The organism is Bacillus sp. 005/A4HT-01/001 (assembly GCF_004634445.1).
Lineage (GTDB): Bacteria > Bacillota > Bacilli > Bacillales > Bacillaceae > Bacillus > Bacillus altitudinis.
The window spans coordinates 207,858-234,363 of sequence record NZ_SEIZ01000004.1; the positions used below are offsets into that span (position 1 = coordinate 207,858).

25 protein-coding genes and 1 riboswitch are annotated in these 26,506 nt (G+C 42.4%); of the genes, 9 read left to right on the top strand and 16 right to left on the bottom strand.

Features of this window, described 5'->3' with window-relative positions:
- Nucleotides 1–29: 29 nt before the first annotated feature.
- Nucleotides 30–122, bottom strand: a riboswitch (cyclic di-GMP riboswitch).
- 368 nt (nt 123–490) lie between these two features.
- The 6 genes from ES896_RS13695 to ES896_RS13720 are packed head-to-tail and all read right to left on the bottom strand — an operon-like array spanning nt 491 to nt 8,382.
- Nucleotides 491–1,294, bottom strand: coding sequence for an ABC transporter permease (locus ES896_RS13695; protein ID WP_008347828.1), 804 nt, complete (start codon nt 1,292–1,294; stop codon nt 491–493).
- On the bottom strand, nt 1,287–2,156 hold the full coding sequence (locus ES896_RS13700; protein WP_008347830.1) for an ABC transporter permease: 870 nt from the start codon (nt 2,154–2,156) through the stop codon (nt 1,287–1,289). Before ES896_RS13700 ends, ES896_RS13695 begins: the two co-directional genes overlap by 8 nt.
- Nucleotides 2,156–3,247, bottom strand: coding sequence for an ABC transporter ATP-binding protein (locus ES896_RS13705; RefSeq protein WP_135226893.1), 1,092 nt, complete (start codon nt 3,245–3,247; stop codon nt 2,156–2,158). The genes ES896_RS13700 and ES896_RS13705 overlap by 1 nt, the downstream gene beginning before the upstream one ends.
- Nucleotides 3,248–3,255: 8 nt before the next feature.
- Nucleotides 3,256–4,341, bottom strand: a complete 1,086-nt coding sequence (locus tag ES896_RS13710; protein ID WP_008347834.1) for an ABC transporter substrate-binding protein — start codon at nt 4,339–4,341, stop codon at nt 3,256–3,258.
- Nucleotides 4,338–6,323: a hydantoinase B/oxoprolinase family protein gene (locus tag ES896_RS13715; RefSeq protein ID WP_135226894.1), complete on the bottom strand. Its 1,986-nt coding sequence runs from the start codon at nt 6,321–6,323 to the stop codon at nt 4,338–4,340. The genes ES896_RS13710 and ES896_RS13715 overlap by 4 nt, the downstream gene beginning before the upstream one ends.
- Nucleotides 6,313–8,382: a hydantoinase/oxoprolinase family protein gene (locus ES896_RS13720; RefSeq protein WP_135226895.1), complete on the bottom strand. Its 2,070-nt coding sequence runs from the start codon at nt 8,380–8,382 to the stop codon at nt 6,313–6,315. The genes ES896_RS13715 and ES896_RS13720 overlap by 11 nt, the downstream gene beginning before the upstream one ends.
- A gap of 366 nt (nt 8,383–8,748) precedes the next feature.
- On the opposite strand from ES896_RS13720, the gene ES896_RS13730 reads away from it, so the two are divergent.
- From ES896_RS13730 to comJ, 3 genes are all read left to right on the top strand, one after another.
- The gene (locus tag ES896_RS13730) at nt 8,749–9,177 is read left to right on the top strand and encodes a NucA/NucB deoxyribonuclease domain-containing protein (protein ID WP_007498233.1); all 429 of its coding nucleotides are present in this window, start codon (nt 8,749–8,751) and stop codon (nt 9,175–9,177) included.
- A gap of 126 nt (nt 9,178–9,303) precedes the next feature.
- Nucleotides 9,304–11,001, top strand: a complete 1,698-nt coding sequence (locus ES896_RS13735; RefSeq protein ID WP_048002413.1) for a methyl-accepting chemotaxis protein — start codon at nt 9,304–9,306, stop codon at nt 10,999–11,001.
- 137 nt (nt 11,002–11,138) lie between these two features.
- Nucleotides 11,139–11,525, top strand: a complete 387-nt coding sequence (gene comJ / locus ES896_RS13740) for a competence protein ComJ (protein WP_050826928.1) — start codon at nt 11,139–11,141, stop codon at nt 11,523–11,525.
- A 1-nt stretch (nt 11,526) separates the two neighbouring features.
- Here comJ and ES896_RS13745 read toward each other — a convergent pair whose 3' ends face one another.
- Together ES896_RS13745 and ES896_RS13750 are read right to left on the bottom strand one after the other, a co-directional pair.
- The gene (locus ES896_RS13745; protein ID WP_135226896.1) at nt 11,527–12,333 is read right to left on the bottom strand and encodes an AAC(3) family N-acetyltransferase; all 807 of its coding nucleotides are present in this window, start codon (nt 12,331–12,333) and stop codon (nt 11,527–11,529) included.
- Nucleotides 12,334–12,357: 24 nt separating this feature from the next.
- Entirely contained in the window at nt 12,358–12,777 is a 420-nt protein-coding gene (locus ES896_RS13750) for an Lrp/AsnC family transcriptional regulator (protein ID WP_026050043.1), read from the bottom strand.
- A gap of 116 nt (nt 12,778–12,893) precedes the next feature.
- Here ES896_RS13750 and ES896_RS13755 point away from each other — a divergent pair, with 116 nt between their 5' ends.
- Complete coding sequence (locus ES896_RS13755; protein ID WP_017366587.1) at nt 12,894–13,658, top strand: MBL fold metallo-hydrolase; 765 nt, start codon at nt 12,894–12,896, stop codon at nt 13,656–13,658.
- A gap of 46 nt (nt 13,659–13,704) precedes the next feature.
- Here the strand turns inward: ES896_RS13755 and ES896_RS13760 are convergent, their stop codons facing one another.
- Nucleotides 13,705–14,034, bottom strand: coding sequence for a YckD family protein (locus ES896_RS13760; protein WP_135226897.1), 330 nt, complete (start codon nt 14,032–14,034; stop codon nt 13,705–13,707).
- Between the two features lie 238 nt (nt 14,035–14,272).
- Here ES896_RS13760 and ES896_RS13765 point away from each other — a divergent pair, with 238 nt between their 5' ends.
- Entirely contained in the window at nt 14,273–15,088 is an 816-nt protein-coding gene (locus ES896_RS13765) for a transporter substrate-binding domain-containing protein (protein WP_370529221.1), read from the top strand.
- Nucleotides 15,089–15,100: 12 nt separating this feature from the next.
- A complete protein-coding gene (locus ES896_RS13770; RefSeq protein WP_008347854.1) occupies nt 15,101–15,778 on the top strand; it encodes an amino acid ABC transporter permease in 678 nt (225 codons plus the stop codon).
- Between the two features lie 224 nt (nt 15,779–16,002).
- Here ES896_RS13770 and ES896_RS13775 read toward each other — a convergent pair whose 3' ends face one another.
- The 5 genes from ES896_RS13775 to ES896_RS13795 all read right to left on the bottom strand — a co-directional run bounded on the left by ES896_RS13775 (nt 16,003) and on the right by ES896_RS13795 (nt 22,242).
- Nucleotides 16,003–17,301 (bottom strand): arsenic transporter, encoded by a 1,299-nt coding sequence (locus tag ES896_RS13775; RefSeq protein WP_008342056.1) that lies wholly within the window; start codon nt 17,299–17,301, stop codon nt 16,003–16,005.
- A 129-nt stretch (nt 17,302–17,430) separates the two neighbouring features.
- Entirely contained in the window at nt 17,431–18,663 is a 1,233-nt protein-coding gene (locus ES896_RS13780) for a PucR family transcriptional regulator (RefSeq protein ID WP_017358555.1), read from the bottom strand.
- Nucleotides 18,664–18,788: 125 nt separating this feature from the next.
- On the bottom strand, nt 18,789–20,336 hold the full coding sequence (gene pruA, locus ES896_RS13785) for an L-glutamate gamma-semialdehyde dehydrogenase (RefSeq protein ID WP_007498254.1): 1,548 nt from the start codon (nt 20,334–20,336) through the stop codon (nt 18,789–18,791).
- A gap of 23 nt (nt 20,337–20,359) precedes the next feature.
- Nucleotides 20,360–21,277 (bottom strand): proline dehydrogenase family protein, encoded by a 918-nt coding sequence (locus ES896_RS13790; protein WP_007498256.1) that lies wholly within the window; start codon nt 21,275–21,277, stop codon nt 20,360–20,362.
- Between the two features lie 161 nt (nt 21,278–21,438).
- Nucleotides 21,439–22,242: a nucleotidyltransferase domain-containing protein gene (locus ES896_RS13795; protein ID WP_129548076.1), complete on the bottom strand. Its 804-nt coding sequence runs from the start codon at nt 22,240–22,242 to the stop codon at nt 21,439–21,441.
- 60 nt (nt 22,243–22,302) lie between these two features.
- On the opposite strand from ES896_RS13795, the gene ES896_RS13800 reads away from it, so the two are divergent.
- Nucleotides 22,303–22,617: a hypothetical protein gene (locus ES896_RS13800; protein ID WP_008342068.1), complete on the top strand. Its 315-nt coding sequence runs from the start codon at nt 22,303–22,305 to the stop codon at nt 22,615–22,617.
- A 70-nt stretch (nt 22,618–22,687) separates the two neighbouring features.
- Here ES896_RS13800 and ES896_RS13805 read toward each other — a convergent pair whose 3' ends face one another.
- Nucleotides 22,688–23,650, bottom strand: a complete 963-nt coding sequence (locus ES896_RS13805; protein ID WP_129548075.1) for an acetylxylan esterase — start codon at nt 23,648–23,650, stop codon at nt 22,688–22,690.
- 210 nt (nt 23,651–23,860) lie between these two features.
- On the opposite strand from ES896_RS13805, the gene ES896_RS13810 reads away from it, so the two are divergent.
- The gene (locus ES896_RS13810; RefSeq protein ID WP_129548074.1) at nt 23,861–24,646 is read left to right on the top strand and encodes a carbon-nitrogen family hydrolase; all 786 of its coding nucleotides are present in this window, start codon (nt 23,861–23,863) and stop codon (nt 24,644–24,646) included.
- A gap of 45 nt (nt 24,647–24,691) precedes the next feature.
- On the opposite strand, the gene ES896_RS13815 is transcribed toward ES896_RS13810, so the two are convergent.
- Complete coding sequence (locus ES896_RS13815) at nt 24,692–25,597, bottom strand: LysR family transcriptional regulator (protein WP_129548440.1); 906 nt, start codon at nt 25,595–25,597, stop codon at nt 24,692–24,694.
- 117 nt (nt 25,598–25,714) lie between these two features.
- Between ES896_RS13815 and ES896_RS13820 the strand changes: the two genes are divergently transcribed.
- Nucleotides 25,715–26,488: a class I SAM-dependent methyltransferase gene (locus ES896_RS13820; RefSeq protein WP_017366580.1), complete on the top strand. Its 774-nt coding sequence runs from the start codon at nt 25,715–25,717 to the stop codon at nt 26,486–26,488.
- Nucleotides 26,489–26,506: the final 18 nt, after the last annotated feature.

Below are 26,506 nucleotides of genomic sequence, written 5' to 3' on the forward strand. Positions count from 1 at the left end.
CGAATAAAACGGAGGGACTCCCATTTTGATTCGGTAACCTGCCGACCATAGTAAAAAAGCAACTTTTACCTTAGGACATGGCTTTGCGTCTCTATGTTTCCATAGATTTGCCTTTTTCTTCTTTTCTTTTAGATATTTTCTATTTACGTCCACTTTATATGAAATTATTGTTTTTTTCACCGAAAAATGGGTGTAAAGATTCATGCGTTATGCCGAAGGGATCACATCATAATTTACGATATTTACCGAAAATAACTAATAATAGTTGCGTTTCACCGAAAATAAATGACCAATTACCGCAAAAATTTCATGTTTTTCCTTAAATTTTGCAAATATGACCGAAAATGTAGGATAGAGGTCTCCTATCACGCCTCGCATTTTCTTAAACCTTAAGAACTACATTCCATAAAACTTTGAATATTTTTACCATAAAAAACAATACAAAAAGAGCTGTCATTTCAAATGACAGCTCCTTGTTTCTTCATTATATTTACATCACCTTAGACAGACCAATCGTTTTCTCAATAATGAGCAACGCAATGATAGAAATGATAATAAATATGACAGATATCGCATTGACACTCGGATCAAAAGTTTGCTCAATGTAATTAAACGTCCTCACGGGAATCGTAATGGTTTGAGGTGAAGAAACGAACAAACTAATCGAGATTTCACCAAATGATGTCACTGCAGAAAACACGCCACCTGCGATAATGCCCGGCTTGATCAAGGGCAGTGTCACACGAAAGAAAGTACGTATGGGCCCTGCACCAAGATTCATGGAAGCTAGCTCAAGACGCGGATCAAGATTTGAAACACTGACACCCACGGTTCGTACCACATAAGGAAAACCAATGATGACATGCCCAATGACTAATGCCCACAAAGACCCTGTAAAACCCATAGCCGTAAACAAATACAGCATCGCAATCCCTAATACCACCTGAGGAATCATAAGAGGTGACAAAATAAAGGCTTGAACAGCTTCCTTTCCCTTAAAGGAAAGCCTTGCTAAAGCATAAGAAGCCATCGTTCCTAAAAGAACAGTAAGCGGCGTCACAATCAATAACAGAATCACGCTGATACGCAAAGATTCCATCCATTCTGGATTCGACACGACCTCATGAAACCAGCGAACGGAAAACGAAGTCGGCGGGAATTCAGGAAAAGCATTCGGACTAAAAGCAGAAAGAACAATGACAAGAACAGGTACGGTTAAAAAGAGATAAACGAGTGAGCCTGCGGTCCATATCAGAACCGAAAGCAAACGGTCACTTATTGATTTTTTACGCATGCATCCTCGCCTCCCAACGCTTCAATAGATAGCTTAATAGACTGACGACCGCTAGCACACAAATCAATAAAGTAAAGGACATCGCAGCGGCAAGAGGCAAATTATACACCTGCATGACCTGCTGATAAATGGACAGTGGCAAGAGCGGCTGCATCCGTCCGCCGACTAGCAGAGGGGTAATATAGCTTCCTGCTGCAAGTGAGAAGACAATAATTGCTCCGGTGATCATGCCTGGAATCGTAAGTGGCAAGGTCACATGAAAAAATGTCCGTATACGCCCAGCACCAAGACTCATAGAAGCCGGTCTTAAGTGACGGTCCATATCAGTTAAGCTCGTTGCAATAGGCAGCACTGCAAAAGGCAGCATCACTTGAACATAAGCAATAATGACCGCATTCATATTCCACAGCATCGATAGCGGTTTCTCAATCAGATGTAAATCGATCAGCATGCCATTGATCAAACCATTTTGCGAAAGAAGAACGATCCATGCAAATGTCCGAATGACGACACTCGTCAAAAGCGGCGATACAAGTAAGATATAGAAAAAAGCCCGCAATCTTGGGTGAGGTGCTTTCACTAGCACATAAGCTGCTGGATATGCCATCAATAAACAAATCACCGTTGTCTGTAAGGCCACCCACACAGTACTTCCAATTGCTTTCACATATGCATCTGTCGTAAATACATGTAAATATTGAGACAAACTATAGGATTGTAACGTATTCATCATCGAATCCACATCACGAAAACTGAGGACAAACATCATCACAAGCGGAGCAAGAAGGAATACAACTAGAAACAAACAAGCTGGCAGCAGCATAAACCAATGAAAGCGCTGATTCTTTTTTTTGATTCGCATCACGCATGCACCTTCGAATCTAAAAACACAATATCTTCAGGTTGCCAATGAATATGCACAATTTCTCCAACTTGAGGCAGCTCGGGAAACGCTGCGTCTGATGCATGGACAATGATTTCACCTTGATTAAGCCCAACGACCAAACGTAAAGAGTGCCCAATATAACTGACATCTGCCAACACGCCTGTGACATGATTTGGCTGAACTTCCTCCCCGACAGAAGATAACTTGATTCTCTCAGGACGCAGCATGAGTAAATGCTTCTCGCTCTTCTCTTTAAATGCGGCAACTTTTAGCTGAACTTGCTTCCCGTTTGATTGAATGAAATGTGGAACAGTGTATGTGGAAGTAACTTCATCATATTCCGCTTCAAATAGATTGACCTGTCCGATAAATTCAGCAACAAAACGATTATTTGGCTGACGATATACTTCTAAAGGTGTCCCAATCTGCTGAATTTTCCCCTCACCTAATATCCCAATTCGGTCGGAAAGACTTAAGGCTTCCTCCTGATCATGCGTCACAAGAATAGTCGTAATCCCGACATTCCGTTGAATATTTCGCAGCTCCGTCTGCATATTTTTTCTTAGTTTTGCATCTAAGTTACTGAGTGGTTCATCCAGAAGAAGAACGGCAGGCTGGATGGCAAGTGCCCGTGCAATGGCGACCCGTTGCTGCTGACCTCCACTTAATTGGTGCGGCATACGTTTGGCAAATGACTCTAATTGAACAAGAGACAAACTCTCCATCACCTTTTGCTTGATTTCCGCCTTCTTTTTCTTTTGAACCTTCAACCCATATGCAACATTATCAAATACGGTGAGATGTGGGAAAAGTGCATAGCTTTGAAAGACCATCCCCGTTTTTCTTTGATAAGGAGGTAAAGTCGTCACATCCTGATCACCAATATAGACGACTCCTTTTGTCGGTTCTAAAAAACCACCAATGATATTGAGTAAAGTTGATTTTCCGCAGCCACTAGGGCCAAGAAGGGAGAAAAACTCTCCCTCTTTTACCGTAAGACTGACATCATCAAGAGCAATCTGCTCGCCAAAATGCTGGCTGATATGTTCTAAATTGATTCCACTCATGCGATCACCTATTTTCCTCCGCCTAATACTTCATTCCATCGATTTGTCCATTGACCGAGCTCCGAGGTCGCTGTTTCGTAATCTACCCAAGTCAGCTTGCTATAATAATTTTCGCCAACCTTCACTTTCCCCTTAATTTTGTCTCCGTATTTCACATCAGAATTCGACATGCCATAGTAAGATTTTTCTGAGAAGGCTTCTTGAGCTTCTTTCCCGCTAAGGTAGTTTAATAGCTTATAAGCCGCTTCCTCATGCTGACTTCCCTTTGTTAACGCCCAGCTCGCAACTGCTGCCACAGCGCCTTCTTTCGGATATGAGAATCCAATATCCATCCCTTCTTCTTCAAGTGCAAATGCTCGGCCATCCCAATATGGAACTGCCGTCACGTCACCACGTTCTAACAGCGTTTGAATAGACCCTGGGTTATCAGGAAAAGCAGCTACACGCCCTTTTAATTGTGCTAGGCTTTTAAATGCTTTATCAATATCCTTAGGATTTGATTCTGTCCCTCCTTGAGCATGGACAAGTGCAGAGAAAAATTGTAAGCCCGCTGAATAAGTTGGGGAAGAAATCGCCACTTTCCCTTTCAGCTGATCGCTCCATAAATCTGTCCAGCTGTTTGGCTCCTGTTTGACAAGATCTTTTCTATAAGCAATTCCAAGCTGTCCCATACTAAAGCCTGCTGCATATTGTTTTCCATCAACAGTGAGTTTCTTTTGAACAGAACGATAAAGCTTTTTCACATTCGGTGCTTGATCTTCATCAATAGGCGCAAGAACGTTTGCCGCAATACCTCTTTGAATCGTATCAGGCTGTAAAATAAGCAAATCATACGGTGGATTTTTACCATTAGATGCTTTTAATTTTGTAAACCATTCAGAATCTGCCCCAGAGACCGTTTGTACTTTAATGCCTGTATCCTTTTCAAACTTTTCGAGGATTGGCTTAATATTCTTTTCCCAATCCCCTCCGTAGACACCAACGATCACAGTCTGCTGCTGTTTACTTTGGTCCTGCCCATTTCCACCGCATGCAGACAGCAGTATCATGATGGATAGGACACCTGCAAATATGGTCATTAATCTTCTTTTCATAATTCGTTTCCCCCTTTTTGTTGATTCAACTGATGAAGTGCTTGAATAATATCCATCTTTGTTAACGGTTCTTGTCTATGACTAAAATGAGAATGAACCGCATGTTTATAGTGCGTACGCTCATTTGCTGGGTATGAACGAAGCTGCACAGCAAGCTCACTGCTGGCTTCGTCTGTCCACACTTTCTCATAAGCTGCTCTTTGTTTTCCAAAATCCCAAGCGACAGCATCAGCATCATTCATCTTTTCACGAAGCCTGCTCGTCTGTTCGTCATCAATTTTCCATTCATTATGATCTCGATAGACTTTGACGCCATATTGCTGAAGTGCTCTTTCTTCACTTAATAGCCCTGCTTCCACTTCATGAAGGACTTTTTCTTTCGTTCTAGCAAATGGATTCCCCCATCCTCCTCCACTTGGTGAAACCAATTGAACAATATCGCCTTTTTCAAGACGCATGACATCAATTTTCGGCTGGTTTTGTGTCTCCCCATTTGGTTTGGTCAATTTCACCTCACCAATTGCTCCTGCACGTCCGCCCATTAACCCCCAAGGTTGAAACTTCATTCGTTCCATTCCTCGTGCCGTCACCATCGATTCTGGCTTGATCATTTCAAATTCTAAACCAATCGCATGTCCCCCTCTATGTTCCCCTGCTCCACCTGTGTTTGGCAACAGTTCATATCGGTGTACATGAATATCAATATGCTGTTCCAAGCTCTCAATGGGTGTATTTTTTAAAAATCCTGACGAATGATCAATTCCATCGACTCCATCAGTCCCTTTTTGAGCACCGCCGCCTCCGCCTAACGGTTCGACCACAGACATTTTTCTGCCTCCTGTTTGATCATCAGGAACAGAGAGAACGACGATAGCGGATTGACCTGCACCTGCCGCCGGCACTGCTTCAGGCAACAGCTTACCAATAGCACCTAGCACGACATTATACAGTCTCATTGTAATGGAATGCCGAATACCGACAGAAGCCGGATATTCTGGATGGACAAGCGTTCCTTTAGGTGAAATCACGTCTATCGGATACGTAATCCCACCATTAATCGGAATAAAAGGATCTTTACTAATAATGTAATTGATCAACCCTTGATATAAAAAGGAGTGCTTTTGACCATTGGTGACAAGATTAAAAGCTGTCTTAACTTGCGGGTCACACTCAGAGAAGTCCAGTGTCAGCTGTTTCCCTTTGATCGTCAGCTTGATCTTTAATCGGATCGGCACGTCCGAAATCATATCATCATCCAAGTAATCAGCGAATTCACTCGTTCCATCAGGGATGGCTTCAATGACTTTTCCTGCGCGATCCTCTGCTTGCTTCAGCAGATCAATCATTCCTTGCTTCACTTCGTTTTTTCCGAATTTCTCGATCATTTCTTTTAGTCTGATTTCTGCTGTATTAACAGCGGCAATCATCGCATTAATATCGCCATCATTTAAATGACTCGCCCGGCTATTAGCTCTTAAAAAGGTACGAACAACCTGATTCTCTTTTCCACCTTCATAGATTTTCACTGGTGGAATTCTTAATCCTTCCTGATGAACATCTGTTGCAGTTGGAGAAATGCTTGAAGGGACAAGACCTCCCACATCACTTACATGAACAAAAGACCAGGCATAGCTGACAATTTCATCTTCTATAAAAATGGGTTTGATGATATGGACATCTGGCAAATGAGTCGCTAAACCGTTTGTCGTATAAGGATCATTTGTGATGATAATGTCACCCGGCTGCATCGGTCCGCTTTCTTCAATCGCTTTTTTGAGACTCAGCCCTAAAAAGATCGTGACACCGACTGTTTTTGGGTAAACAAAGAAATCTCCAGAAGGCGTGGCTAATGCTGTAGCAAAATCCGCCGATTCTTTTACGAATGTTGTAAAGGATGTCCGCTCAATGACATGTCCCATGCCTGATGCAATTGCATTAAAATAACTCCTCATCATCTCAAGCTTTGCTGGATCAGTTCCCATGTAAAGCCGCCTCCCTTGAAATCACCAAGTTTCCTGAATGGTCTATGCTGCCTGCCCAGTTTGGCAAAATCAATGTTGTCGTATCATCTTGCTCAATGATGGCAGGTCCTTTCACAACAGCGCCTAATGACAAAGTACTCCGATTGTAAACAGATGCTTCGTACTCTTTTTCTTCTATAAAGATTCGTCTGTATGATTGTGGTATTAAAGGCTGTCCGCTGCTTTCATCAACAGAAGAGAAAGGCAGTGGAGGCGTTTCACCTATAACCCGAACTCGCAAATGAGTAAATTCAATGTTCGCCTGATCATCTCTATGGCCATATTGACGCTCATGTAGGCTGTGGAAAGCTTCAATCAGATGATAGACGTCTTGTTCCTGCTTTAGCCAATCCACCGATAATGGCAATTCAATCTCAAATGCCTGTCCTTGATAGCGGGCATCTGCTAATAACAAAATGGACGTTTGTTTGATATGTTGAATGTTTTGCTGGCTGAACCAACCCGTTGCTTTGCGAGAAAGCATTTCATAATCTTGTTTTAATTCGTCAAGCGTATAGTCTTGTAAGCAGATTTTCTTAGACAACACAGCATCATGGATAAAATCGGCTGTAAGTGCACCTAGCGCACATAATGTCCCTGGACTTGGAGGGACGACCACATTTTTCGCATGAATTTCTCTCGCAAGGAAATTCGCGACAACAGGTCCTGCCCCGCCAAATGCCAACAAACTAAAATCTCTAGGATCAAACCCTTGCTGCTCCATGACATTGCTTAGTTCTGTGTACATATTGGCAACAGCCACTTGAATCAACTGGTCAGCCGCCTGTTCGACCGTTTTATGAAGCTGATCAGCAATTGGCTGAAAGGCTATTTCCGCTGCAGACCGCTGCAATTGTAAATGTCCTCCGGCAAACCGTTCTTGATTGAGGTAACCGCATATGAGAAATGCATCGGTTAAAGCAGCTTTTTTTCCCCTTCCATACGAAGCAGGTCCAGGCTGCGAGCCAACTGATTCCGGTCCTGCTTTAAGAAGCCCGCCTTGATCAAGCCATGCAACAGAACCTCCGCCAGCCCCTATCGAATACATTGCAACAGATGGAAGAATGATCGGAAATCCTGAAAGCTGATTCGATTGAGCCATTGTAGGCTGCCCATTTTGAATGATCGAGATATCTGCACTTGTGCCACCAACATCAAACGTAATTAAATTGGGTTCATTTGCAGAAGTTGCAATTCTTGCTGCACCAATTACACCAGCTGCCGGGCCAGAAAAAAGTGTTTTAACGGGTGAAGTAGCTGCACTTTCTGCATCCATTAAACCACCATTTGATTGGGTAATGTATGGAGAAATTGGTACACCTTCTTCTTTCAAGCGGCTTTTCAATGTTTGTAAATATTGTTTGACCTTTGGTTGAATGTACAAATTGACAACAGACATCACTGTCCGCTCATATTCCCTCATTTGTGGCCATAATTCAGAAGACGTCAGGACTTCTAATTGTGGGTAATGGTGATGAATATAGGCTTTAGCTTGTAATTCATGAACTGGATTCTGATAACTATGTAAAAAAGAAATGACAATGCCTGCTAGTTTTTTAGACATGACCTGCTGGACAGCATCATCTAATTGCTGCAGTTGGAGAGGTTTTTTGATCGAACCATCGTGTATGAGCCTTTCAGAGATTGGATATACATGTTTTCGTGGTATCAATGGTTCTGGCAATTGAGAATTGAAGTCATAAGGAATGGGTAGACGTAAACGCTGTAATGACAAAATGTCTTGAAAACCTTCCGTTACAAAAAGGGCTAAATCTGCTCCCTTTCTCTGCAATAATGTATTAAGACCGATTGTCATCCCGTGTACGAGATATTGTATTTTGGATAAATCGACACCTCTTTCTTTTAGAAGTTTCAGCCCATTGATAATTCCTTGAGCTGGGTCATCTGTCACTGTAGGTGTCTTGAGTTCAGTCAGCTCCCCTGTCGCTTCATTCATCAGCGATAAATCAGTAAATGTTCCACCTATGTCTATTCCGAGCCGATAAGAGACATCCGCCATTTGTACTTCCCTCCTGCAATGTAATTGGAATCATATTTTGATAAATTACGACATTTTTTGATATTTGACTCCATATTATTAAAGCATATCGGTCTAGTCAATTTTATTTTTTTGAAATTTCTGTGTGTTAAAATCTTGAAATTAGCCTAAAAACCAATCATAAAGCCATTTTGCATCAGCATATATGTTTTTTGAGCAGCAAAATTAAATTTTTATGAGTTTGTACAACGAGGAAAAGAGCATAAACAGGTAAAAAACGTTTTTCGAACTTTAAAAGACGTTTTTTCAAAACGAGGAGAAATTGGTAAGTAATTCTGCTATACTTCTGTTTACAAAATACGCTAAAGAGAAAGAGAGCTAGCATCTATGAAACTTCTTAAAACCATTCTCTTGCTTTTATTGATTGTCATTGGTATAGCGACAGGCTATGTCCAACTAGGGCAACATAAACAAGAGACGACAAACTCTTCTTATGACAAAACCATTCACTTTCCATCAGATCGATATCCAGAAACCGCGAAGCACATAGAAGAAGCTATTGACGAAGGTCATTCTTCCATTTGCACCATTGATCGAAAAAATAGTGATGAGCAAAGAGACAAATCACTTCATGGCATTCCAACAAAGCGTGGTTATGATCGTGATGAATGGCCAATGGCGATGTGTAAAGAAGGTGGAGCAGGGGCTTCTGTCAAATATGTACGTCCTTCGGATAATAGGGGGGCAGGCTCTTGGGTAAGTCATCAATTATCAGATGATCCTGATGGCACAAGAATCCAATTTATTATCGAGTAGCACGATCTTTCCTTTTTTCATAACAAAAATTTCTGTGTAAGTGCATTCACGTATATCAAACATTTTTTTCATGCCGATAATCTTTAAGGAGGGATACCCTACCTTATACCTAAAGGAGTAAAAAGCATGAAGAAAAAAGGAAAACTGAGGCTTGGCGCCAAAATAATGCTGATCTTTTTAAGTGTCCTCATCGTATTTTCAGCAGTGGTTGGTTATGTAGTGAACCGCGAAATGACAGAGAACATTAAGCAAATGGCCACCGAAAAAGCAAAAGGCGATCTAAAGCTAGGATACGCTTACCTAACTGAAAAGGTTGCTGGCTCGTGGCAGATAAAAGATGGCAAGCTTTACAAAGGAAATACTCAAATCAATAACCATGACACATTGGTTGATCAATTAGCCGAATATACTGGTGATACAATCACGATTTTCCAAGGAAATACCCGTGTTGCCACAAATGTCATGTTAAACGGGAAACGAGCTGTAGGAACCGAAGTCTCACCTGAAGTAAAGGCCGCTGTTTTGGATAAAGACGAGAATTATTACGGAACAGCCAATGTTGCCGGGAAAGACTACCAAACGGCTTATATGCCCATCAAAAATGATACAGGGGAAACGATTGGTATTTTCTATACCGGTGCAAATCAAAGCATGATTTCACAAATGCTTCAGTCTTTCTTTATTCAATTTGTCACGGTTCTACTGTTAAGTTTAATTGTTTCTGTTATCATTATTTCTATTTTCACAAAGCGGATTCAGACACGTCTCAAACATATGGCATCTGCTATTAAGAGTGCAGGCGAAGGAAATTTAACCATCAACGTGACAGATCACACAGGCGATGAACTTTCTGAGCTGGCAGGTCACTTTAATAAGATGCGTGAGAAATTAAATCAAACCATTTTAAATGTGATCAAAACATCTGAATTAGTAGCCACCTCTTCTGAGGAGCTGTCAGCTAGCGCAGAAGAAACGAGTGCAGCATCAGAAAAAATTACCCATACCATTCAAGAAGTCGCTCAATCGTCTGAACAGCAATCAGCCCAAATGACAGCTAGTGAGCACACGATGAGACAAGTATCTAACGAGCTAGTAAACATCACTGAAAATGCGGGACAAATGGCAACAAGAAGCCAATCCGCACAAGAAATGGCCCAAAAAGGTGTACAAAATATCGGTGAAGTCAATTCACAAATGACATCTATTGCAAAATCAATTGAAGAGAACGGTACAGCAATTCAAGCGCTAGAAACACGTTCAGCCGAGATTGATCAAATTTCCAAAGTGATTACAGATATCGCTAACCAAACTAATCTACTTGCTCTTAATGCGGCCATTGAGGCAGCACGCGCAGGTGAACATGGAAAAGGTTTTGCCGTTGTGGCAGACGAAGTGAGGAAACTCGCAGAAGAATCGCAAACATCATCCAACATGATTTCACATCTCATTTCCGAAATACAAAAAGAGATGAATCATTCGACGAGTGCCATTAAACGAGTACGAGAGGAAGCGGCTCAAGGGGCTGTTCTTATTTCTCATACAGAGGATTCATTTATTGACATTCAGCAGTCAATGAAGGAAATGGCAGATGGCATTCAACATTTATCAGATGCATCCCAAAAAATCGCAGCTTATACAAATGATGCGAAGCAGACCTTTGCCTCTATCACAGAAGGCGTTAAACTGACGAGTGAACATTCACAACAAGTAGCAGGTTTAACAGAAGAACAATTTGCAGCAATGGAAGAAGTAACAGCTTCATCAGAGGCTCTTGCCCATTTAGCAGGAGACCTAAAAGAAATGGTTTCGCAATTTCACATCTAGATCCCTCAAACAGTAGCGCAAGACGGCGACAATCGTCTTGCTGCCTAACATTCTCTTCAATTATCATACTTTCAAACATTCACTTTTCAACATGATCGCCAGCTGGACAAATTTTATGAATAAAGGAGTTAATCTATATGAATGATTTAAATCAAATGTATCCCCTATCTATCTCCTATCACCAAATCACCGTATACACTGGAAGCACGACGCCACCTGTGATTGATTGGACAGATGACGATATTCTTCAAGGATTCGCAACTGGGGATCGAGGTATTTCTTTTGAAGGCATCAATAACGGAAAGGCTTCTATTATCGTGACATTAAACAGCCATGAGCCTCCATCATCCGTTGATAGAGTCATCACAGTGCCATTTACTCATTCAAGTGATCATGTTTATCTAACAAGCGTCATGGCACAGGTACTGTCTTTCTCCATTCCAAAAGGAGACTATCAGCTCACCTGCTATATATCTGAGCACCCTGATCAAGATCTCTATTATTTTGATTTTCAGACTGCTTAGATCACGCCTGGTCGTACTGCTCAAGCCATTTTTCTGCAAAATCGACTGATTCTCTCATCGGCAATAAATACGAATTGGCTAGCCCGATTTGACTGTGGTTATAACTACATTCTGATTGTAAAAAGTCACGACCAATCTGTTCAAATAGTTCTTCTCTTGTGATGATATCTTGATACTCTTTCCACACCCTCCAACCATTCTCTAAAATGGGGGCCCCTCGTGTCATGAGGTCTTGCTGTGGGATTCGATATTCAGCTAAGTGAAAAGCTGTCACACTTTCGAATGACGTGCCAATTAGCAGCACTTTTGCATCAAGATCGTACATACGTCCAAGAGGTGAATTTTCTCCTAAACCATAAGGAAGCGCATGGTGGTTCAACACTTCATGTTTCCTTTTCCCCCAGGCGGTGAATGAGAAATGAGGATGATTGCTTCTTTCTACGCCTGGGTATTTCCAAAAGGTCTCCGCTACCTTTCCCATTGCTGTTGGAGCTGTGTAAGCTGGATCAAATGCAGGCATCGTGTCTTTGATCGGTTTCCACCAAGAATAAGGAACAGGCGGATTGATCCAATCAGCAGGATCAGACAGCTCTAATGTTTGTGCCGGCATAATCAGTGTTCCTTCATCTGTTAAAATATCCATCATAGCTTGTATAACGGCTATAGCTCCTCCATTCACCCAGCCAATAGATGACAAGGATGAGTGGACACATAAGGTCATGCCCTGCCTCACACCGAGTTGAACCAAATCCGCTTTGATTCTTTCCTTTGTGATCGGCTCAACCTGATGTTCGATTAATTTTTTCATCGTTTATTTCCTCCTGCGCCTCATCTATTCTTGATGAGTGAGACGTTTCACAGCGATAGACAATTTATAATTTGCATGCTTTGTTAGCTCCGTTAAAAATTGATCAAGCTCATCATGACTGGAGAAATGTCCTTCAGCCATATAACAGCCCTCTCCACTAATTTTAAACAGGTTTTTGATTTCTTCCTTTTGATGGAGAAACGATAAAAGCGGTTCATGATCATGACTTCGGGTAAAGAGCTGCAAAAATGTTTGGATGTTCTGCTGTGTCCGCCAGTTAATTGAAATGGTATAGGCTTCAATAATCCCCTCTTCTTCAAGCTTTAAAACTCTATTTTTAGCAGCTTGACCGGTTAAATGGACTTTTTCACCAAGTGCTTTCATCGTCAATCGACTATTCTTTGAGAGTTCTTTTAATATATCCATATCTGTTTTGTCTAGCATTGGCTCACCTCTTTCAAAAATCAAGTCGTTCCGCTGAAAGACTTTCATGATCCTCTGTCACATGAGGCTCTTTTAATATACTGTAAACTTAATGAGAAAAAAAGGAGGCCTTTCTAATGAAAATAACACTCATTCGTAATGCTACTTTATACCTTCAATATGGTCCGTCAACATTTTTAATCGATCCCTTTTTAGCAGCAAAAGGAACCTATCCACCGTTCCCGCATACTGCCAATCAACATGCAAACAATCCAATTGTTGAGCTGCCTGCAAACATTGATTTGGACAAGATATTACAGCCGGATGCTGTCCTGCTCACTCATTTACATGTAGATCACTTTGACGACGAGGCAAAAAAGAGATTAGCTCAAACTTTGCCGATCTATACTCAATCAGAGAAAGATCGCACGGAAGTAAAAGAAGCTGGATTTCAGCATGTTACATGCATTGAAGATGAAATGGATGTTTGCGGTGTTCATATCAAACGAACTGGCGGGCAGCACGGGACAGGAGAAACCGCTAAACGGATGGGACAAGTGAGCGGTTTTGTTTTCTCTCATCCTGATGAGCCTACTCTTTATATTGCAGGAGATACCATTTGGTGTGATGAGCCGAAAGAGGTTGTGAATACATGCCAGCCAGATATTATTGTGGTCAATAGTGGGGCTGCCCAATTTTTAGAGGGAGATCCCATTACGATGACAAAGGAAGAGATTGTAGACATTCACCATACTCAACCACAAGCTCAAATCATCGCCTGTCACCTTGAAGCCGTGAATCATTGTTTATTAACAAGAGCCGCATTAAAATCTTACATTCAAGAGAATCATGCAGATCAGGCCATTTTTGTCCCTCAAGATGGTGAGACGCTGACCTTTTAACACATAAACAATAAAAACCGGCACCTTGCTGCCGGTTTTCTTAAACTTATGGTCGATGGTGCTGTGGTTTTTTTAGTAATGGAACAAACCCGTTATTTTTTAAGTGATTGTAATGTTCATCCATTCGTTTTGTGATGTGCGTGCCTTGTTCCTTCGTTAACACACTATACTGAACGTATTTTTCGATCACTTCTTTTCGTTTAGACAAAATTTGCTGTTCAAGTACTTCAATTTGTTTTTGTTGCTCTGTCGTTAATTTTACTTGATGCGTGACGGGGCGCTTTTCCATTTGGGGTGTTTCTCCATGAGCCGTATTCACTTGAAAACCAAATAATATCACCATCGTTAGTATGATCAAACCACTTGTTTTTTTCATCTCTGTCGTTCCCTCCTTTATTCGATTTTAATTTGCGCATTCTTTCCTTTTTTATACATTATTCACCCCATCAAATTGCACATAATATTCTTACTTTTTCGCTTTTCATCTGAAAACGTTGTCCTAACTGAAAAAGCGTGCTATGTTTTGTTTTGTATAAAAAATAGAGGAGGATTCTTAAATGAGTCGTTTTTATCATAGAAAACCTATATGGGTGCTGCTTGTTGTGTCTGCTCTCATGCTTGTCATGTCTGCTTGCAATCAATCAGGCTCATCTCAGTCTGGAGAATCAAAGTGGGATCAGATTCAAAAGAAAGGGAAAATCGTTGTCGCTACTTCAGGCACCTTGTATCCTACGTCTTACCATGATACATCGAACGGCAAGGATCAATTGACTGGCTATGAAGTGGAAGTCGTCAAAGAAGCATTTAAGCGCCTTGACGTAAAAGTAGAATTTAAAGAAATGGGTTATGACGGTATGCTCAGTGCCATTAATTCAGGTCAGGTGGATGCCGCTGCAAACGATATCGACATCACAGATGACAGGAAAGATAAGTTCGCCTTTTCAACACCTTATAAATACTCATATGGAACCGCTATCGTCAGAAAAGATGATCTGTCAGGTATTAAAACGCTAAAGGATTTAAAAGGAAAGAAAGCAGCAGGTGCTGCAACGACCATTTATATGGATGTTGCCCGTAAGTATGGTGCAAAAGAAGTCATCTATGATAATGCCACAAACGAGCAATATTTAAAGGATGTTGCAAACGGCCGTACAGATGTCATTTTAAATGACTACTACTTGCAAACACTGGCGCTTGCTGCATTCCCTAAGCTAAATATTACGATCCATCCAGACTTAAAATACATGCCGAATGAACAAGGGTTTGTGATGAAAAAAGACAATACAGAGCTTCAAAAAGAATTAAATCGTGTATTAAAAGAGATGAAAAAAGACGGAACCATGAAAAAGATTTCGGAGAAATTCTTTAATCATGCTGACGTCTCAAAGAAAATTGATGTTGATGTCGAAGATGTCGACATTTCTAAATAAGGAGCCGCAGCCGTGGGAGATATTCATTTAGAATATATCTTTAATCCTGCACTGGCAAAAGCGTCATTTCCGTTTGTGATGAAAGGCATCTGGCTGACGCTGCTCATTTCTTTTGTGAGCATGTTTTTTGGTACGATTCTTGGCTTTTTTATTGCCCTTGCTAGAATGGCAAATACATGGTTCCTTCGGCTGCCTGCACGGCTGTATATTTCATTCATGCGAGGGGTTCCCATTCTGGTCATTTTGTTTATCCTTTATTTCGGATTCCCTTACATCGGCATTGAATTTACAGCTGTCACTGCTGCTATTATTGGATTCAGCTTCAATAGTGCTGCATACATTGCCGAAATTAACCGGGCGGCCCTCTCCTCTGTTCCAAGTGGTCAAGTGGAAGCCGCCAAATCACTTGGTCTCAGCTATTGGCAAACGATGCGCGGAGTCATCTTGCCTCAATCCGTGCGCATTGCACTACCGCCCCTGACCAACGTCATGCTTGATTTAATCAAAGCTTCCTCACTAGCGGCAATGATTACTGTGCCCGAACTCTTCCAGCAAGCAAAAATTGTGGGCGGAAGAGAATTCGATTATATGACCATGTATATATTGGTTGCCTTGATTTACTGGGGCATATGCAGTGTGGTCTCATTGCTCCAAGACTTTTTGGAAAAACGCTATGCAAAATATCTATAACAACAAAAAACAGATCCATGGGATCTGCTCAGATTGTTAACAAAGGGCTAAAATGAACTTGATTTTAGCCCTTTGTTTTCTTTTCAGCGTGATAGAAAACCTTTGCAGTCTAGGAAGGACGAGTACTGGCACGGAGCGAATTTGACATTCGTGAGCACCAGCACGCAGGACTGACAAAGAATGCGAGGGTTTGTCTATGCGCTGAGATCCATGGGATCTGCTTTTTAATGTATCAGCCATAACCACACATACAACCCCAATAACGTGATGATCAGCGTCGGTATGGTTAGAATGATTCCAGCTTTCATGTATGCCCCCCAAGAAATATGCACACCTTTTTTCTTCAAGACATGAAGCCACAGCAATGTCGCTAATGAACCGATTGGGGTCATTTTCGGACCAAGGTTTGAGCCGATGACGTTGGCATAAATCAGTGCATCTCTCATCACACCTGCTGTATCTGTGTGACCGATGGCAATCGCATCAATTAAAACGGTTGGGAGATTGTTCATGACAGAAGATAGCACTGCTGCCAGGACCCCCATAAACATCGTTCCCGCAAGTAAACCGTGTGACGCCCCCTGTTCAATCCACGCCGCTAAAATTTCTGTCAGGCCGACATTTTTCAGCCCATACACCACGACATACATGCCGATAGAGAAAAACACAATCGACCAAGGTGCTTCTTTGACGACTCGTTTTGTCGCCACTTGTGGACTCCGTTTCGCCAGCCATAAGAAAGCAATGGCAATGCCGCCTACAATGATTGACACCGGAATGCCTGCCAATTCCCCAGCAAAATATCCAACAAGCAAGCACCCTAACACATACCAAGATAACCGGAACATGCGCAGATCACGAATGGCCGAAGCTGGTTCCTTCGCCTGCGAAACATCGTACGTTTTCGGGATGAGTTTCCGATAAAACACATACAGCACAAGCATACTAGCGCCAAGCGATACAAGGTTTGGGACGAACATGTTTGCTGTATATTCAAGAAAGCCAATATGAAAATAATCGGCTGATACGATATTGACCAAGTTACTAATGACAAATGGCAAAGACGTCGTATCTGCAATAAAGCCGCTTGCCATGACAAATGGCAGGATCATACGCTCATCCAGCTTCAGCGCTCTGACCACAGATAAAACGATTGGGGTTAAGATAAGTGCCGCTCCATCGTTGGCAAAAAAAGCTGCTACCACAGCGCCGAGCAATGTTAAATAAATAAACATGCGGACCCCGTTCCCTCTTGCGGCTTTTGCCATATGAAGTGCCGCCCATTCAAAAAAACCAATCTCATCTAAAATCAATGAAATGATGATAATTCCAATAAATGCAAAGGTGGCGTTCCAGACAATTTGGGTAACTTCCCATACATCGCCCAAATGAACGACCCCAAAAGCAAGAGCAAGAATCGCTCCCCCGCACGCTGACCATCCAATGGTTAAACGTCCTGGCTGCCAAATGACAAGGACGAGGGTCATGATGAAAATCAAAATGGCCAAGGTGACTGATCCCAAAGGTGGCCCTCCTTTCACTTTCCTTATAAAATCTTTATCTATCATACAACGAAATAAGGCAATTGTATGCCATTTTATCATCTCGCATGAAAATCCGCAGGTCAGCCTTTGCACCTGCGGAGTCCACGCCTATTGATCTTTTTTCATCAGCATCAATTCAATAAATAACTCACAACGCTGGCTAAAATGACTTAAATCTATAGACGTCATTTCAAAAATTTGTTTCATTCGATAGTTTAGTGTATTTTGATGAATAAACAACTGCTCTGCAGCTGGCTTTAGCTTGCAATTATTCAATAAGTAGACCTCTAAGGTTTTTAAAAATGATGTTTGGCTGTCACGGTCTTTTTCCTTTAGGCGCAACAAATCTGGATTAAAGTCGTTTTTCTTTTTTTGGTGACTGTAAATCGAGTCTAAGAACCGGAAGACCCCCAAATGCTCGTAATCGTATGGAATCAATTCCTGTCCGCCGACAATCTTCACTGCTTTCACGACTTCTATCGCTTCAAATCGACTTGTGCTCATTTTCATGACATCTCGATATTCTCTTCCCATCCCAATATATAAAGGAGATGGGTGTGTATGCGTTTTCGATTGAAGATGGGCGACGACATCCGCAGCGGTCGCTTTTGGTGAGTGGCGATCTGACAAACTGCCTAATATCACGACGATGTCTGCTTGCACAGAGTAGACATGATTGACCTTGTCTTCTAGCTGTAAATAGGTTCTAATCACATCCTTCACATCTTCTGCCGTCTCACTTTTGTTATCGGCGGCATGAACAACCATCACAGTAAAGACAGCTGGCAGTGGAATGCTTAAATTCTCAGCTTCCCATTTTAGCTCTTCTTCTGTATAAAAATGATCATCCATGACCTTTTTGAAGAACTCTTCAATCTTGCCTTCCTTTTTCTCCAACTGTTTCTTATTTTTATAAATAACTTTTCCAACCTGAAACGATGCCTCATGTAAGAATTGCAGCTCCTCTTGAGAGAGAGAATCTTCAATGTCCTGCACCCAAATAAAGCCGACAACCTCTTGCTTGTGCTTGGCGCTCACAGCTACTCGTCGATTAAACCCGAGCTCCTCATGACCATTCACATAAAAAGGATTTGAATCTGTATATAGCTGCTCAATGACCCCTGTTTTTTTTAACCAATCCACCACAGCTCCCGGACATTCCTTTGAGAAAATGGTTTGCTGATTGACTGGGTCGAACTGCTGGATGCTGTAAGAATTATAAGCAAGCAGCTGACATTCAGTACTTTCTAAAATGACTGGTTTTTTTAAATAACCACTAATAAATGCAATTAATTTATCGACATCAAAAAATGTATGAAGCTTTTCTAATATCTCTTCCATCCCGATTGCTCCCTGAATAAGTGATACATTTATCATACTTCTTTCCAGTCAGATTTGTATAGAAACAAGTCGTAGACAGGTAAAAAAAGCATGAACTCGCCTGCACGAGTTCATGCTTTTCCATATTAAAACATTTCGCTGATCGTTTTGGCCTGCATGTGCAGAGCAAGATAATCCGGTCCGCCTGCTTTTGAATCAGTTCCTGACATTTTAAAGCCGCCAAATGGGTGGTATCCCACAATCGCTCCCGTACAGTTACGGTTAAAGTAAAGGTTCCCGACATGGAACTCCTGCTTCGCACGGTTGATGTGATCACGATTATTTGTAATGACCGCACCGGTTAGCCCATATTCTGTGTTGTTGGCTACTTCAAGCGCCTCATCAAAGCTTGAGACTTTTGAGAAAGCTAGGACAGGTCCAAAGATTTCTTCTTGCATTAAACGAGATGTTGGCTCTAGATCTGCAAACACGGTTGGATGAATGAAGTACCCTTCTGAATCATCACTTGTTCCGCCAGTGACTAGACGGCCTTCTTGCTTGCCAATTTCGATATATTCCGTGATCTTGTCAAAGGAAGCTTGATCAATGACAGGTCCCATGTACACATCAGCTGATAACGGATTCGCTGTTGTTTTCGTTTCTGTGATTTCCTTCACTCGCTCAACGACTTGGTCATACAGCTTCTCGTGGACGACAGCACGAGATCCAGCCGAACATTTCTGACCTGAAAAACCGAAGGCTGATGTGAAAATGGCGTTAGCCGCTAATTCAACATCTGCATCCTCATCTACAACGACTGTATCCTTACCGCCCATTTCAGCAATGACACGCTTTAAATGCTGTTGTCCTGGCTGTACTTTTGCCGCACGTTCAAAAATACGTGTGCCCACTTCTCTTGATCCAGTGAATGTAATAAGGCTTGTTTTCGGATGATCTACTAAGTAATCTCCTACTTCTGCTCCGCTACCTGGCACGAAGTTGACAACACCTTTCGGAAGACCTGCTTGCTCCAGTTCTTCTACAAAGCGGGCTGCAATGACAGGCGTCGCACTTGCTGGTTTTAAAACAACTGTATTCCCTGTGACGATTGGTGCAACGGTTGTTCCTGCCATGATCGCAAACAAGAAGTTCCATGGTGGAATGACAAGCGTCACGCCAGTTGGTGTGTACACATATTGATTGCGTTCCCCTTCGCGGCTGTTCACCGGTTTGCCTTTCGCAAGCTCTAGCATTTGACGGGCATAATACTCTAGGAAGTCAATGGCTTCTGCTGTATCTGCATCCGCTTCATTCCAAGGCTTCCCTGCTTCTTTTACGAGAAGGGCTGAATACTCATGCTTTTTACGGCGAATGCTTGCCGCAGCGCGGAATAAGACGCCGGCTCTTTCTTCTGGAGACGTGTAGCGCCATGTTTCAAACGCTTTTGCCGCAGCTTGAATCGCTTGCTCTGCCTCTTCTTTCCCAGCTTTTGATACGGTACCCACGACTTCTTCCTTCTTCGCCGGATTGATCGAGACAATCTTGTCTGTTGTTTCGATTCTTTCTCCATTAATCACAAGCGGATAGGTTTGCCCAAGTGATTCTGTTACTTTGGCTAATGCTTGTTCAAACGCTTGGCGATTTTCTTCCTGGCTAAAATCCGTGAATGGTTCATGCTTGTAAGGTGTTGTCATCTTTGTCACGCTCCCGTTTCAAATTATTTTCTCGTCATCCCTTTTAAAGCAAATGCAATGTTTGCCGGTCGTTCTGCAAGACGTCTCATGTAGTAGCCATACCACTCTCGTCCATACGGGGTGTAGACCCTCATTTGATAGCCTTCCTTCACGAGTGCTTGCTGCGTTTCTGATCTCATGCCATACAGCATTTGAAATTCGAACTGATCTGTCTGTATATTGTGTTTTTTCACAATATGTTTCGTAAATTCGATCATTTGATCGTCATGTGTCGCAATGGCTGTATAATTCCCTGAGAGTAACTGCTTTTCGATCAGCTTTTTGTAATTCTGATCGACGTCTTTTTTGTTTGGATACGCCACTTCGGCGGATTCCTTATAGGCACCCTTTACAAGTCTTAAAAATGGCTGCAACTCATTTAGGTCATCAAGATCTTGTTCTGTTCTGTACAAATACGCCTGCAAAACCGTACTGACATACTCATATTGAGATTTCATTTCTTTAAAAATGTCCAGCGTTTTTTGACAGCGCTGTTCATCCTCCATATCAATTGTCACCATAATACGGTGTTTCTCTGCCGTATCTAAAATGCTTTTCATATTGCGATACACAAGGTCATCGTCAATATCTAAGCCAAGCGATGTCATTTTAAGTGAGACGTGGGAATTGAGTCCCGCCTCTGCAATTCGCTGAATGGTTTGAATACACTCATTCGTCCGCTCATTTGCAATCTCTGCCTTTGTGACAAACTCACCGAGGTGATCAACCGTTACGGCCATACCTTGATCGTTTAATCGTTTGATGACAGGGATAGCGCTCTCAAAATCCTTCCCACCGATGATTTTCTTTGATGCAACAGCACTTCCCCAATTACGAGCAATATGGTTCAAGAGACTGCTCTTTGACAAAAACAAGAAGAAATTTCTTGTGACCGACTCCATAAAGGGCACCTCCCACTCTTTGTAAGCTATGTCTTTATTGTAAGGCTCATGAGCTGTCCGCTACAATATTTGAAGATGACAAAAATTCTGACTTTTTTTGTGGTTTTATCACAATAAGAGATAAAAAAGAGCCTGCCGCTAACCGGCTGGCTCTTTCACGCTTACGCCCACACCTCATCAAGGGTAGACTGCAAAAGCTTATTTAATTCTTCAGTGAGATTGTCCTTCGGCTGATTGTAGCTTTTCACCAATTCATCAAAACGAGCCAGCTCTTTGTCGATAAATGGATGGACATGTACAAGGCGGTCCTCTAAATCCATTTCTTCTCCGTCCATTTTACGTTTGAGCAGTTCGTGAATTTCTGCTAACAGCGGGCCTTCCTCCACTAGCTCCTTGAGTAATTCATGAAAGTCCATGGGTGGAACCGTCCGGTAACGTTCAATCCACTGGCAGGCAAGCAGCGGACGAAGCACATAGAAATACTTCTTGATTCGCACCTGCTCTCCTCGTAAATGCCGGCTTTCATTCCGCTTCGCCATATTGAGGTAATGATACATCAAAGCCGCAGGGTAAAACGCTCGATCCTTTAATTCTCTCAGCCTCTTGGCTAGAGAGAAGGATTCAGCATAAACGATGTCAGAAGACAGCCATTCCATAATGGATGGATTCGATTTATTGAATAAACGCAACGCCTTTCGCAGCTCCCAGCCGCTGATATCAAGCATGTCTTCAATTGGCCGTTCAATGACATCACGATGCTCTTCCATCGCCCAATACCATTCTTTCTGGGGAACGTATAAAAAGCGAACATCATAATCACTATCGGTCGAGGGAAATCCCCATGCCCTGCTGCCCGATTCAACGGCGAGACAAATCTTGACGTCATACGTTTCTTCGATGATTTTCAGCTCTTCCTTAATTCTTTCTCTCAAGTGTCCATCAACTCTTTCTATAGAATTCTGCATGACTTCTTCACCTTTTGGGAAAATACGAATAAGACATATATGAAAAAGGAGTTGGATCTGATGTCTATATCTCGCATTATGAAATGGATCACTGGGATTTTTGAAGCTTGCCTTGCTATCCCTGTGATCGGAGGTCTATTCGTTATCAGCAATGGCTATTCACCGCTCATGGTCATGCTTATTCTGCATATTATCACACTCGTCTTATCGAAGCGAGACCAGGGACCAATGATCGGAAGTATCATTGGAATTGTCACATCCTGCCTGGCATGGATTCCGATTCTCGGATTCATCCTTCACATCATCACAGCCCTTGCCCTGATCGTTACAGCATTAGTACCTGATGAAAAAACAAGACAGAACACCAGTTATTAAGCTGAACGCTCCAATAGCTGAAAAAGACAAAGAGCTAAAATGAATGTCATTTTAGCTCTTTGTCATGCTCTTATGTTGATAGAAGCAAATGCTTTTGTAAAAAGGACAGCTTCTCTGTTTGAAAAGCAGGAATAAACTCGTGCCCAAAATATCGGTACACTTTCAGCTCTTTATCTGTTTCTAAATGATTGTATGCCGCAAACACGGTGGATGGCGGTGTCACTTGATCAATCAGACCGATCGCCATCAATGTTGGCTGTTTCACCCAGCCGGCTAAATTGATTAAATCAAAATAGCTTAATGTCTCAAATGCCTTTTCCTCCACTTTCGGATCACTGTTTCTTCGAAAGTATGAATTGATTTCTAAATAAGGCTGCTCCAAGGCTACATCAACCGCACGCTCAAAATTTGATAAGTAAGGATAGTCTGCCACAACGACTTTTGGAATATCTGAAAGGGCTGCGGCCGCAATCGCTAACGCACCCCCCTGACTTCCACCGATCACGCCGATACGGTGTTCATCTACTTCGGGGAAAGACTGAATGACTTCGAGTGCACGAACAGCATCTAGATAAACGCCTCGATAATAGTACGTATCCTTCGATAAAATGCCTTTTGTCATCCACCCTAATGCATGCCCGCCTGGCGTCACTAATGTGTCTTCACTGCCACCTTGACCACGGACAAGCATTCCAAACGTCGCATAGCCATGCAGCGCCCAGTTGACGATGTCGTGAATGCCGCCGTCATAGCTGGCATTATAGCCATGAAAACGAACGAGCGCTGGATGCGGACCAGTTTGATCAGGCACAGCATAAAAGCCTTCAATTTTAGAATGTCCAAAGCTTTGATACGTCAGGCGGTACACCTTGACGCCTTTCACTGGATAGTCATAAGATTCAAGTGTTGGCTCTGCCTCCACTTGGCGCAGTTCTTCGAGCGATTTCTTCCAAAAGTCTGAGAAATCAAGACGTGCTGTTTTCTTTGGTTTATATTTTTTTAGCTCTTCTAGTGATAAATCGAACAATTGCATATCATACTATTCCCCTTTGTTTTATTAGTTATGAGTATCATACCACTCATTTCTTGATTGAGAAAGTCATTTAACAAAACCTTCTGACATTTCTATTGGCAAAGATGGCGGAAAGCTTTATGATAAAGAAACTGGCTTGAAGACTAGATGCTTCAGGCAAAATCACCCGAACCATTCATTGCATGAAACGAATAAAGGAGGAAGACAGACATGAACATCGCCCTGATTCAAATGGACGTACAAATAGGAGAACCTGATGTAAACTTTCAGAAAGCAGAAGCGTTTTTAGAAGAAGCCATCCGTCAACAGCCTGATTTGATTATTCTACCTGAAATGTGGAATACCGGCTATGCGCTGGAACAAGCGGATGAGCTTGCCGATGCAGATGGTGAGCGGACAAAACAACTCTTCTCTTCCTTTGCTCGTAAACACCAAGTATATCTCATCGCAGGGAGTGTCTTGAATAAGCGGACAACAAATGAAGATATCACCAACACGATGTATGTGTTTGACCGTCAAGGTGAGCTTTTGTTAGATTATGATAAAATTCATTTATTCCGCTTAATGGATGAACACAACTATTTAACCGCCGGTCATCAGCTTGGTTTATTTAACTATGATGAAGATGTCAAGATTGGCACCATGATCTGCTATGACCTCCGCTTCCCTCAGCTTTCTAGGACGCTCGTGAACAAAGGGGCGAAGGTGCTTATCAATACCGCTCAATGGCCGTCAGCAAGAGTGGACCATTGGCGCAGTCTGCTCATCGCAAGAGCCATTGAGAATCAGTCATTTGTGATTGCGGTGAACCGGACGGGCACAAGCAGAGACACTGAATTCCCTGGTCACTCCATGGTGATTGACCCGCTCGGACGCATTCTGCTTGAGACAAATGATGAAGAAGACATTTATTATGCAGACATTGATCTTCAGCTCGTAGATGAAGTGAGACAACAAATCCCCGTCATGACAGATCAGCGGCTGGATTTATATTAGAAAGCAGGGGGCTCCCCTGCTTTTTACGTTTGATTAAACGTTTGTTTAAGCTTTTCCTTGATTCTGTTGAAGGTCCATGAAGGCTTGAGCGGCTTTCGTTAAATATCTTTCTTCCACATATGCAAACACAAGTGTGCGGGTTGGGCATGAATCAATGTGTAAATAAGTGACTGCTTTGCTTTCCTCTTGTGCCACCATTTTCGGCACCACTGTCACCCCTAGCTCATTTTCAACCAATGCCTGAGCTGTTTGAATATGACTCGTTTCAAATGCAATCCTCGGCCGAAAACCATGATGACGGCACAGTTCCGTGACCACTTGCCGAAAGCCATATCCCTCTTTCAGCATAATAAATGGGGCATCTTCCAGAAGACGAAACGGGACAGACCCTTCTTGATCCGCTTGATTGATGATTTCATTCAGTTCATCTGTCAACCACGGTTGAGCCGTTTGCGGAATGGCGAGAAGAAGCGGCTCGGTCAGCATTTGTTTTGTTTTCAATGATTCATGCTCGACAGGCAAAGAAAGAATCGCCAGATCCAGTTTCCCAGTGAGTAAACGTCTTTCTAGCTCACGAGGCGATTCTTCTATCAAATGAACGTGAACATGCGGATACGTTTGACAATAGGTTTTTAATAAACTTGGCAGGACATATCCCCCTGTAACAGCTGGCGCACCGATCATCAGTTCTTTCCCCACCTCATAAGCAGCTTCCCCCATCTCACGCAATAAATCATCTCGTTCCTTCAAAATGGTTTCTGCTCTTTTGATCAATCGGTTTCCCTGAGGTGTAGGAGTGACTTGTCCATACTTCCGAATAAACAGGGGAGTATCTAATTCTTCCTCAAGTTTTTTAATTTGCTGACTTAATGAGGGCTGTGCAATGTGAAGTTTTTCCGCTGCTTTTGTAAAGCTTTGCTGCCGGTACACTTCCATGACATATTCCATCATTCGTATATCCACTTCTCTCACCTCATAGGTTTTAACTATTCATATCATATCTTTTATGTCTTAGACAAATCACGGGAAGAACCCTACGATAAAGAAACAACAAAAGGGGGTAAAGAAATGAATCCATATTCGAAAGCCGAGAAACAATTCTCACAAAATGCAGAGAACTACCGAGATTCACCCATCTTTGCAGCTGGAAAAGAGCTTGAATGGATGAAAACGGCGGCGAAGCCAAAGGGCGATGAGCATCTACTTGATATCGGCTGCGCGGCAGGTCATACCATTTTTTCCTTTTCAGACGTCATCTCTAAAGGAATCGGGATTGATGTCACACACAAAATGATCGAGGTTGCTACAGCACTTGCAAAAGAGCGCCAGCTGAACCACATTACGTTTGAGCAGGCATCCGCAGACGCATTGCCCTTTTCTGATGCATCATTTGATCTCGTCACATGCCGATTTGCTGCTCATCACTTCCCACATCTCCCGGCAGCCATGTCTGAAATCAGCCGAGTCTTAAAGAAAGGCGGCAAATTTCTACTTGTCGATCATTATGCACCTGAAAACCAAGCACAGGATGACTTTATTAATCATTTAAATAGACTGAGAGATCCCTCCCATGTGCGAGAAAGCTCGTTATCAGAATGGAAAGAGCTTTTCGCTGACAACCATCTGACGAAAGAAGATATCCGTTACTGGGATCTGCATATTGATTATCAGGACTGGATCATACGAGGACGTACACCAGAGAATGTTCAAAAGGAAATCGTTGCCCACCTTCATGCTGCAGACGATGAAACGAAACAGCTGTTTCAACTGCAATTCGACGAACATCGTCAGCCAATATCCTTTTGCCTAAAAGCCGCACTGCTTCAAGGGATCAAACACTGATCCTATAGAAAAAAGTCT

Excerpts from the sequence above, each read along its gene's own strand:
- ES896_RS13695 (WP_008347828.1), bottom strand. The coding sequence starts at position 1,294 with ATGCGTAAAAAATCAATAAGTGACCGTTTGCTTTCGGTTCTGATATGG.
- ES896_RS13700 (WP_008347830.1), bottom strand. The coding sequence starts at position 2,156 with ATGCGAATCAAAAAAAAGAATCAGCGCTTTCATTGGTTTATGCTGCTG.
- ES896_RS13705 (WP_135226893.1), bottom strand. The coding sequence starts at position 3,247 with ATGAGTGGAATCAATTTAGAACATATCAGCCAGCATTTTGGCGAGCAG.
- ES896_RS13710 (WP_008347834.1), bottom strand. The coding sequence starts at position 4,341 with ATGAAAAGAAGATTAATGACCATATTTGCAGGTGTCCTATCCATCATG.
- ES896_RS13715 (WP_135226894.1), bottom strand. The coding sequence starts at position 6,323 with ATGGGAACTGATCCAGCAAAGCTTGAGATGATGAGGAGTTATTTTAAT.
- ES896_RS13720 (WP_135226895.1), bottom strand. The coding sequence starts at position 8,382 with ATGGCGGATGTCTCTTATCGGCTCGGAATAGACATAGGTGGAACATTT.
- ES896_RS13730 (WP_007498233.1), top strand. The coding sequence starts at position 8,749 with ATGAAACTTCTTAAAACCATTCTCTTGCTTTTATTGATTGTCATTGGT.
- ES896_RS13735 (WP_048002413.1), top strand. The coding sequence starts at position 9,304 with ATGAAGAAAAAAGGAAAACTGAGGCTTGGCGCCAAAATAATGCTGATC.
- comJ (WP_050826928.1), top strand. The coding sequence starts at position 11,139 with ATGAATGATTTAAATCAAATGTATCCCCTATCTATCTCCTATCACCAA.
- ES896_RS13745 (WP_135226896.1), bottom strand. The coding sequence starts at position 12,333 with ATGAAAAAATTAATCGAACATCAGGTTGAGCCGATCACAAAGGAAAGA.
- ES896_RS13750 (WP_026050043.1), bottom strand. The coding sequence starts at position 12,777 with ATGCTAGACAAAACAGATATGGATATATTAAAAGAACTCTCAAAGAAT.
- ES896_RS13755 (WP_017366587.1), top strand. The coding sequence starts at position 12,894 with ATGAAAATAACACTCATTCGTAATGCTACTTTATACCTTCAATATGGT.
- ES896_RS13760 (WP_135226897.1), bottom strand. The coding sequence starts at position 14,034 with ATGAAAAAAACAAGTGGTTTGATCATACTAACGATGGTGATATTATTT.
- ES896_RS13765 (WP_370529221.1), top strand. The coding sequence starts at position 14,273 with ATGCTTGTCATGTCTGCTTGCAATCAATCAGGCTCATCTCAGTCTGGA.
- ES896_RS13780 (WP_017358555.1), bottom strand. The coding sequence starts at position 18,663 with ATGGAAGAGATATTAGAAAAGCTTCATACATTTTTTGATGTCGATAAA.
- pruA (WP_007498254.1), bottom strand. The coding sequence starts at position 20,336 with ATGACAACACCTTACAAGCATGAACCATTCACGGATTTTAGCCAGGAA.
- ES896_RS13790 (WP_007498256.1), bottom strand. The coding sequence starts at position 21,277 with ATGGAGTCGGTCACAAGAAATTTCTTCTTGTTTTTGTCAAAGAGCAGT.
- ES896_RS13795 (WP_129548076.1), bottom strand. The coding sequence starts at position 22,242 with ATGCAGAATTCTATAGAAAGAGTTGATGGACACTTGAGAGAAAGAATT.
- ES896_RS13800 (WP_008342068.1), top strand. The coding sequence starts at position 22,303 with ATGTCTATATCTCGCATTATGAAATGGATCACTGGGATTTTTGAAGCT.
- ES896_RS13805 (WP_129548075.1), bottom strand. The coding sequence starts at position 23,650 with ATGCAATTGTTCGATTTATCACTAGAAGAGCTAAAAAAATATAAACCA.
- ES896_RS13810 (WP_129548074.1), top strand. The coding sequence starts at position 23,861 with ATGAACATCGCCCTGATTCAAATGGACGTACAAATAGGAGAACCTGAT.
- ES896_RS13815 (WP_129548440.1), bottom strand. The coding sequence starts at position 25,597 with ATGATGGAATATGTCATGGAAGTGTACCGGCAGCAAAGCTTTACAAAA.
- ES896_RS13820 (WP_017366580.1), top strand. The coding sequence starts at position 25,715 with ATGAATCCATATTCGAAAGCCGAGAAACAATTCTCACAAAATGCAGAG.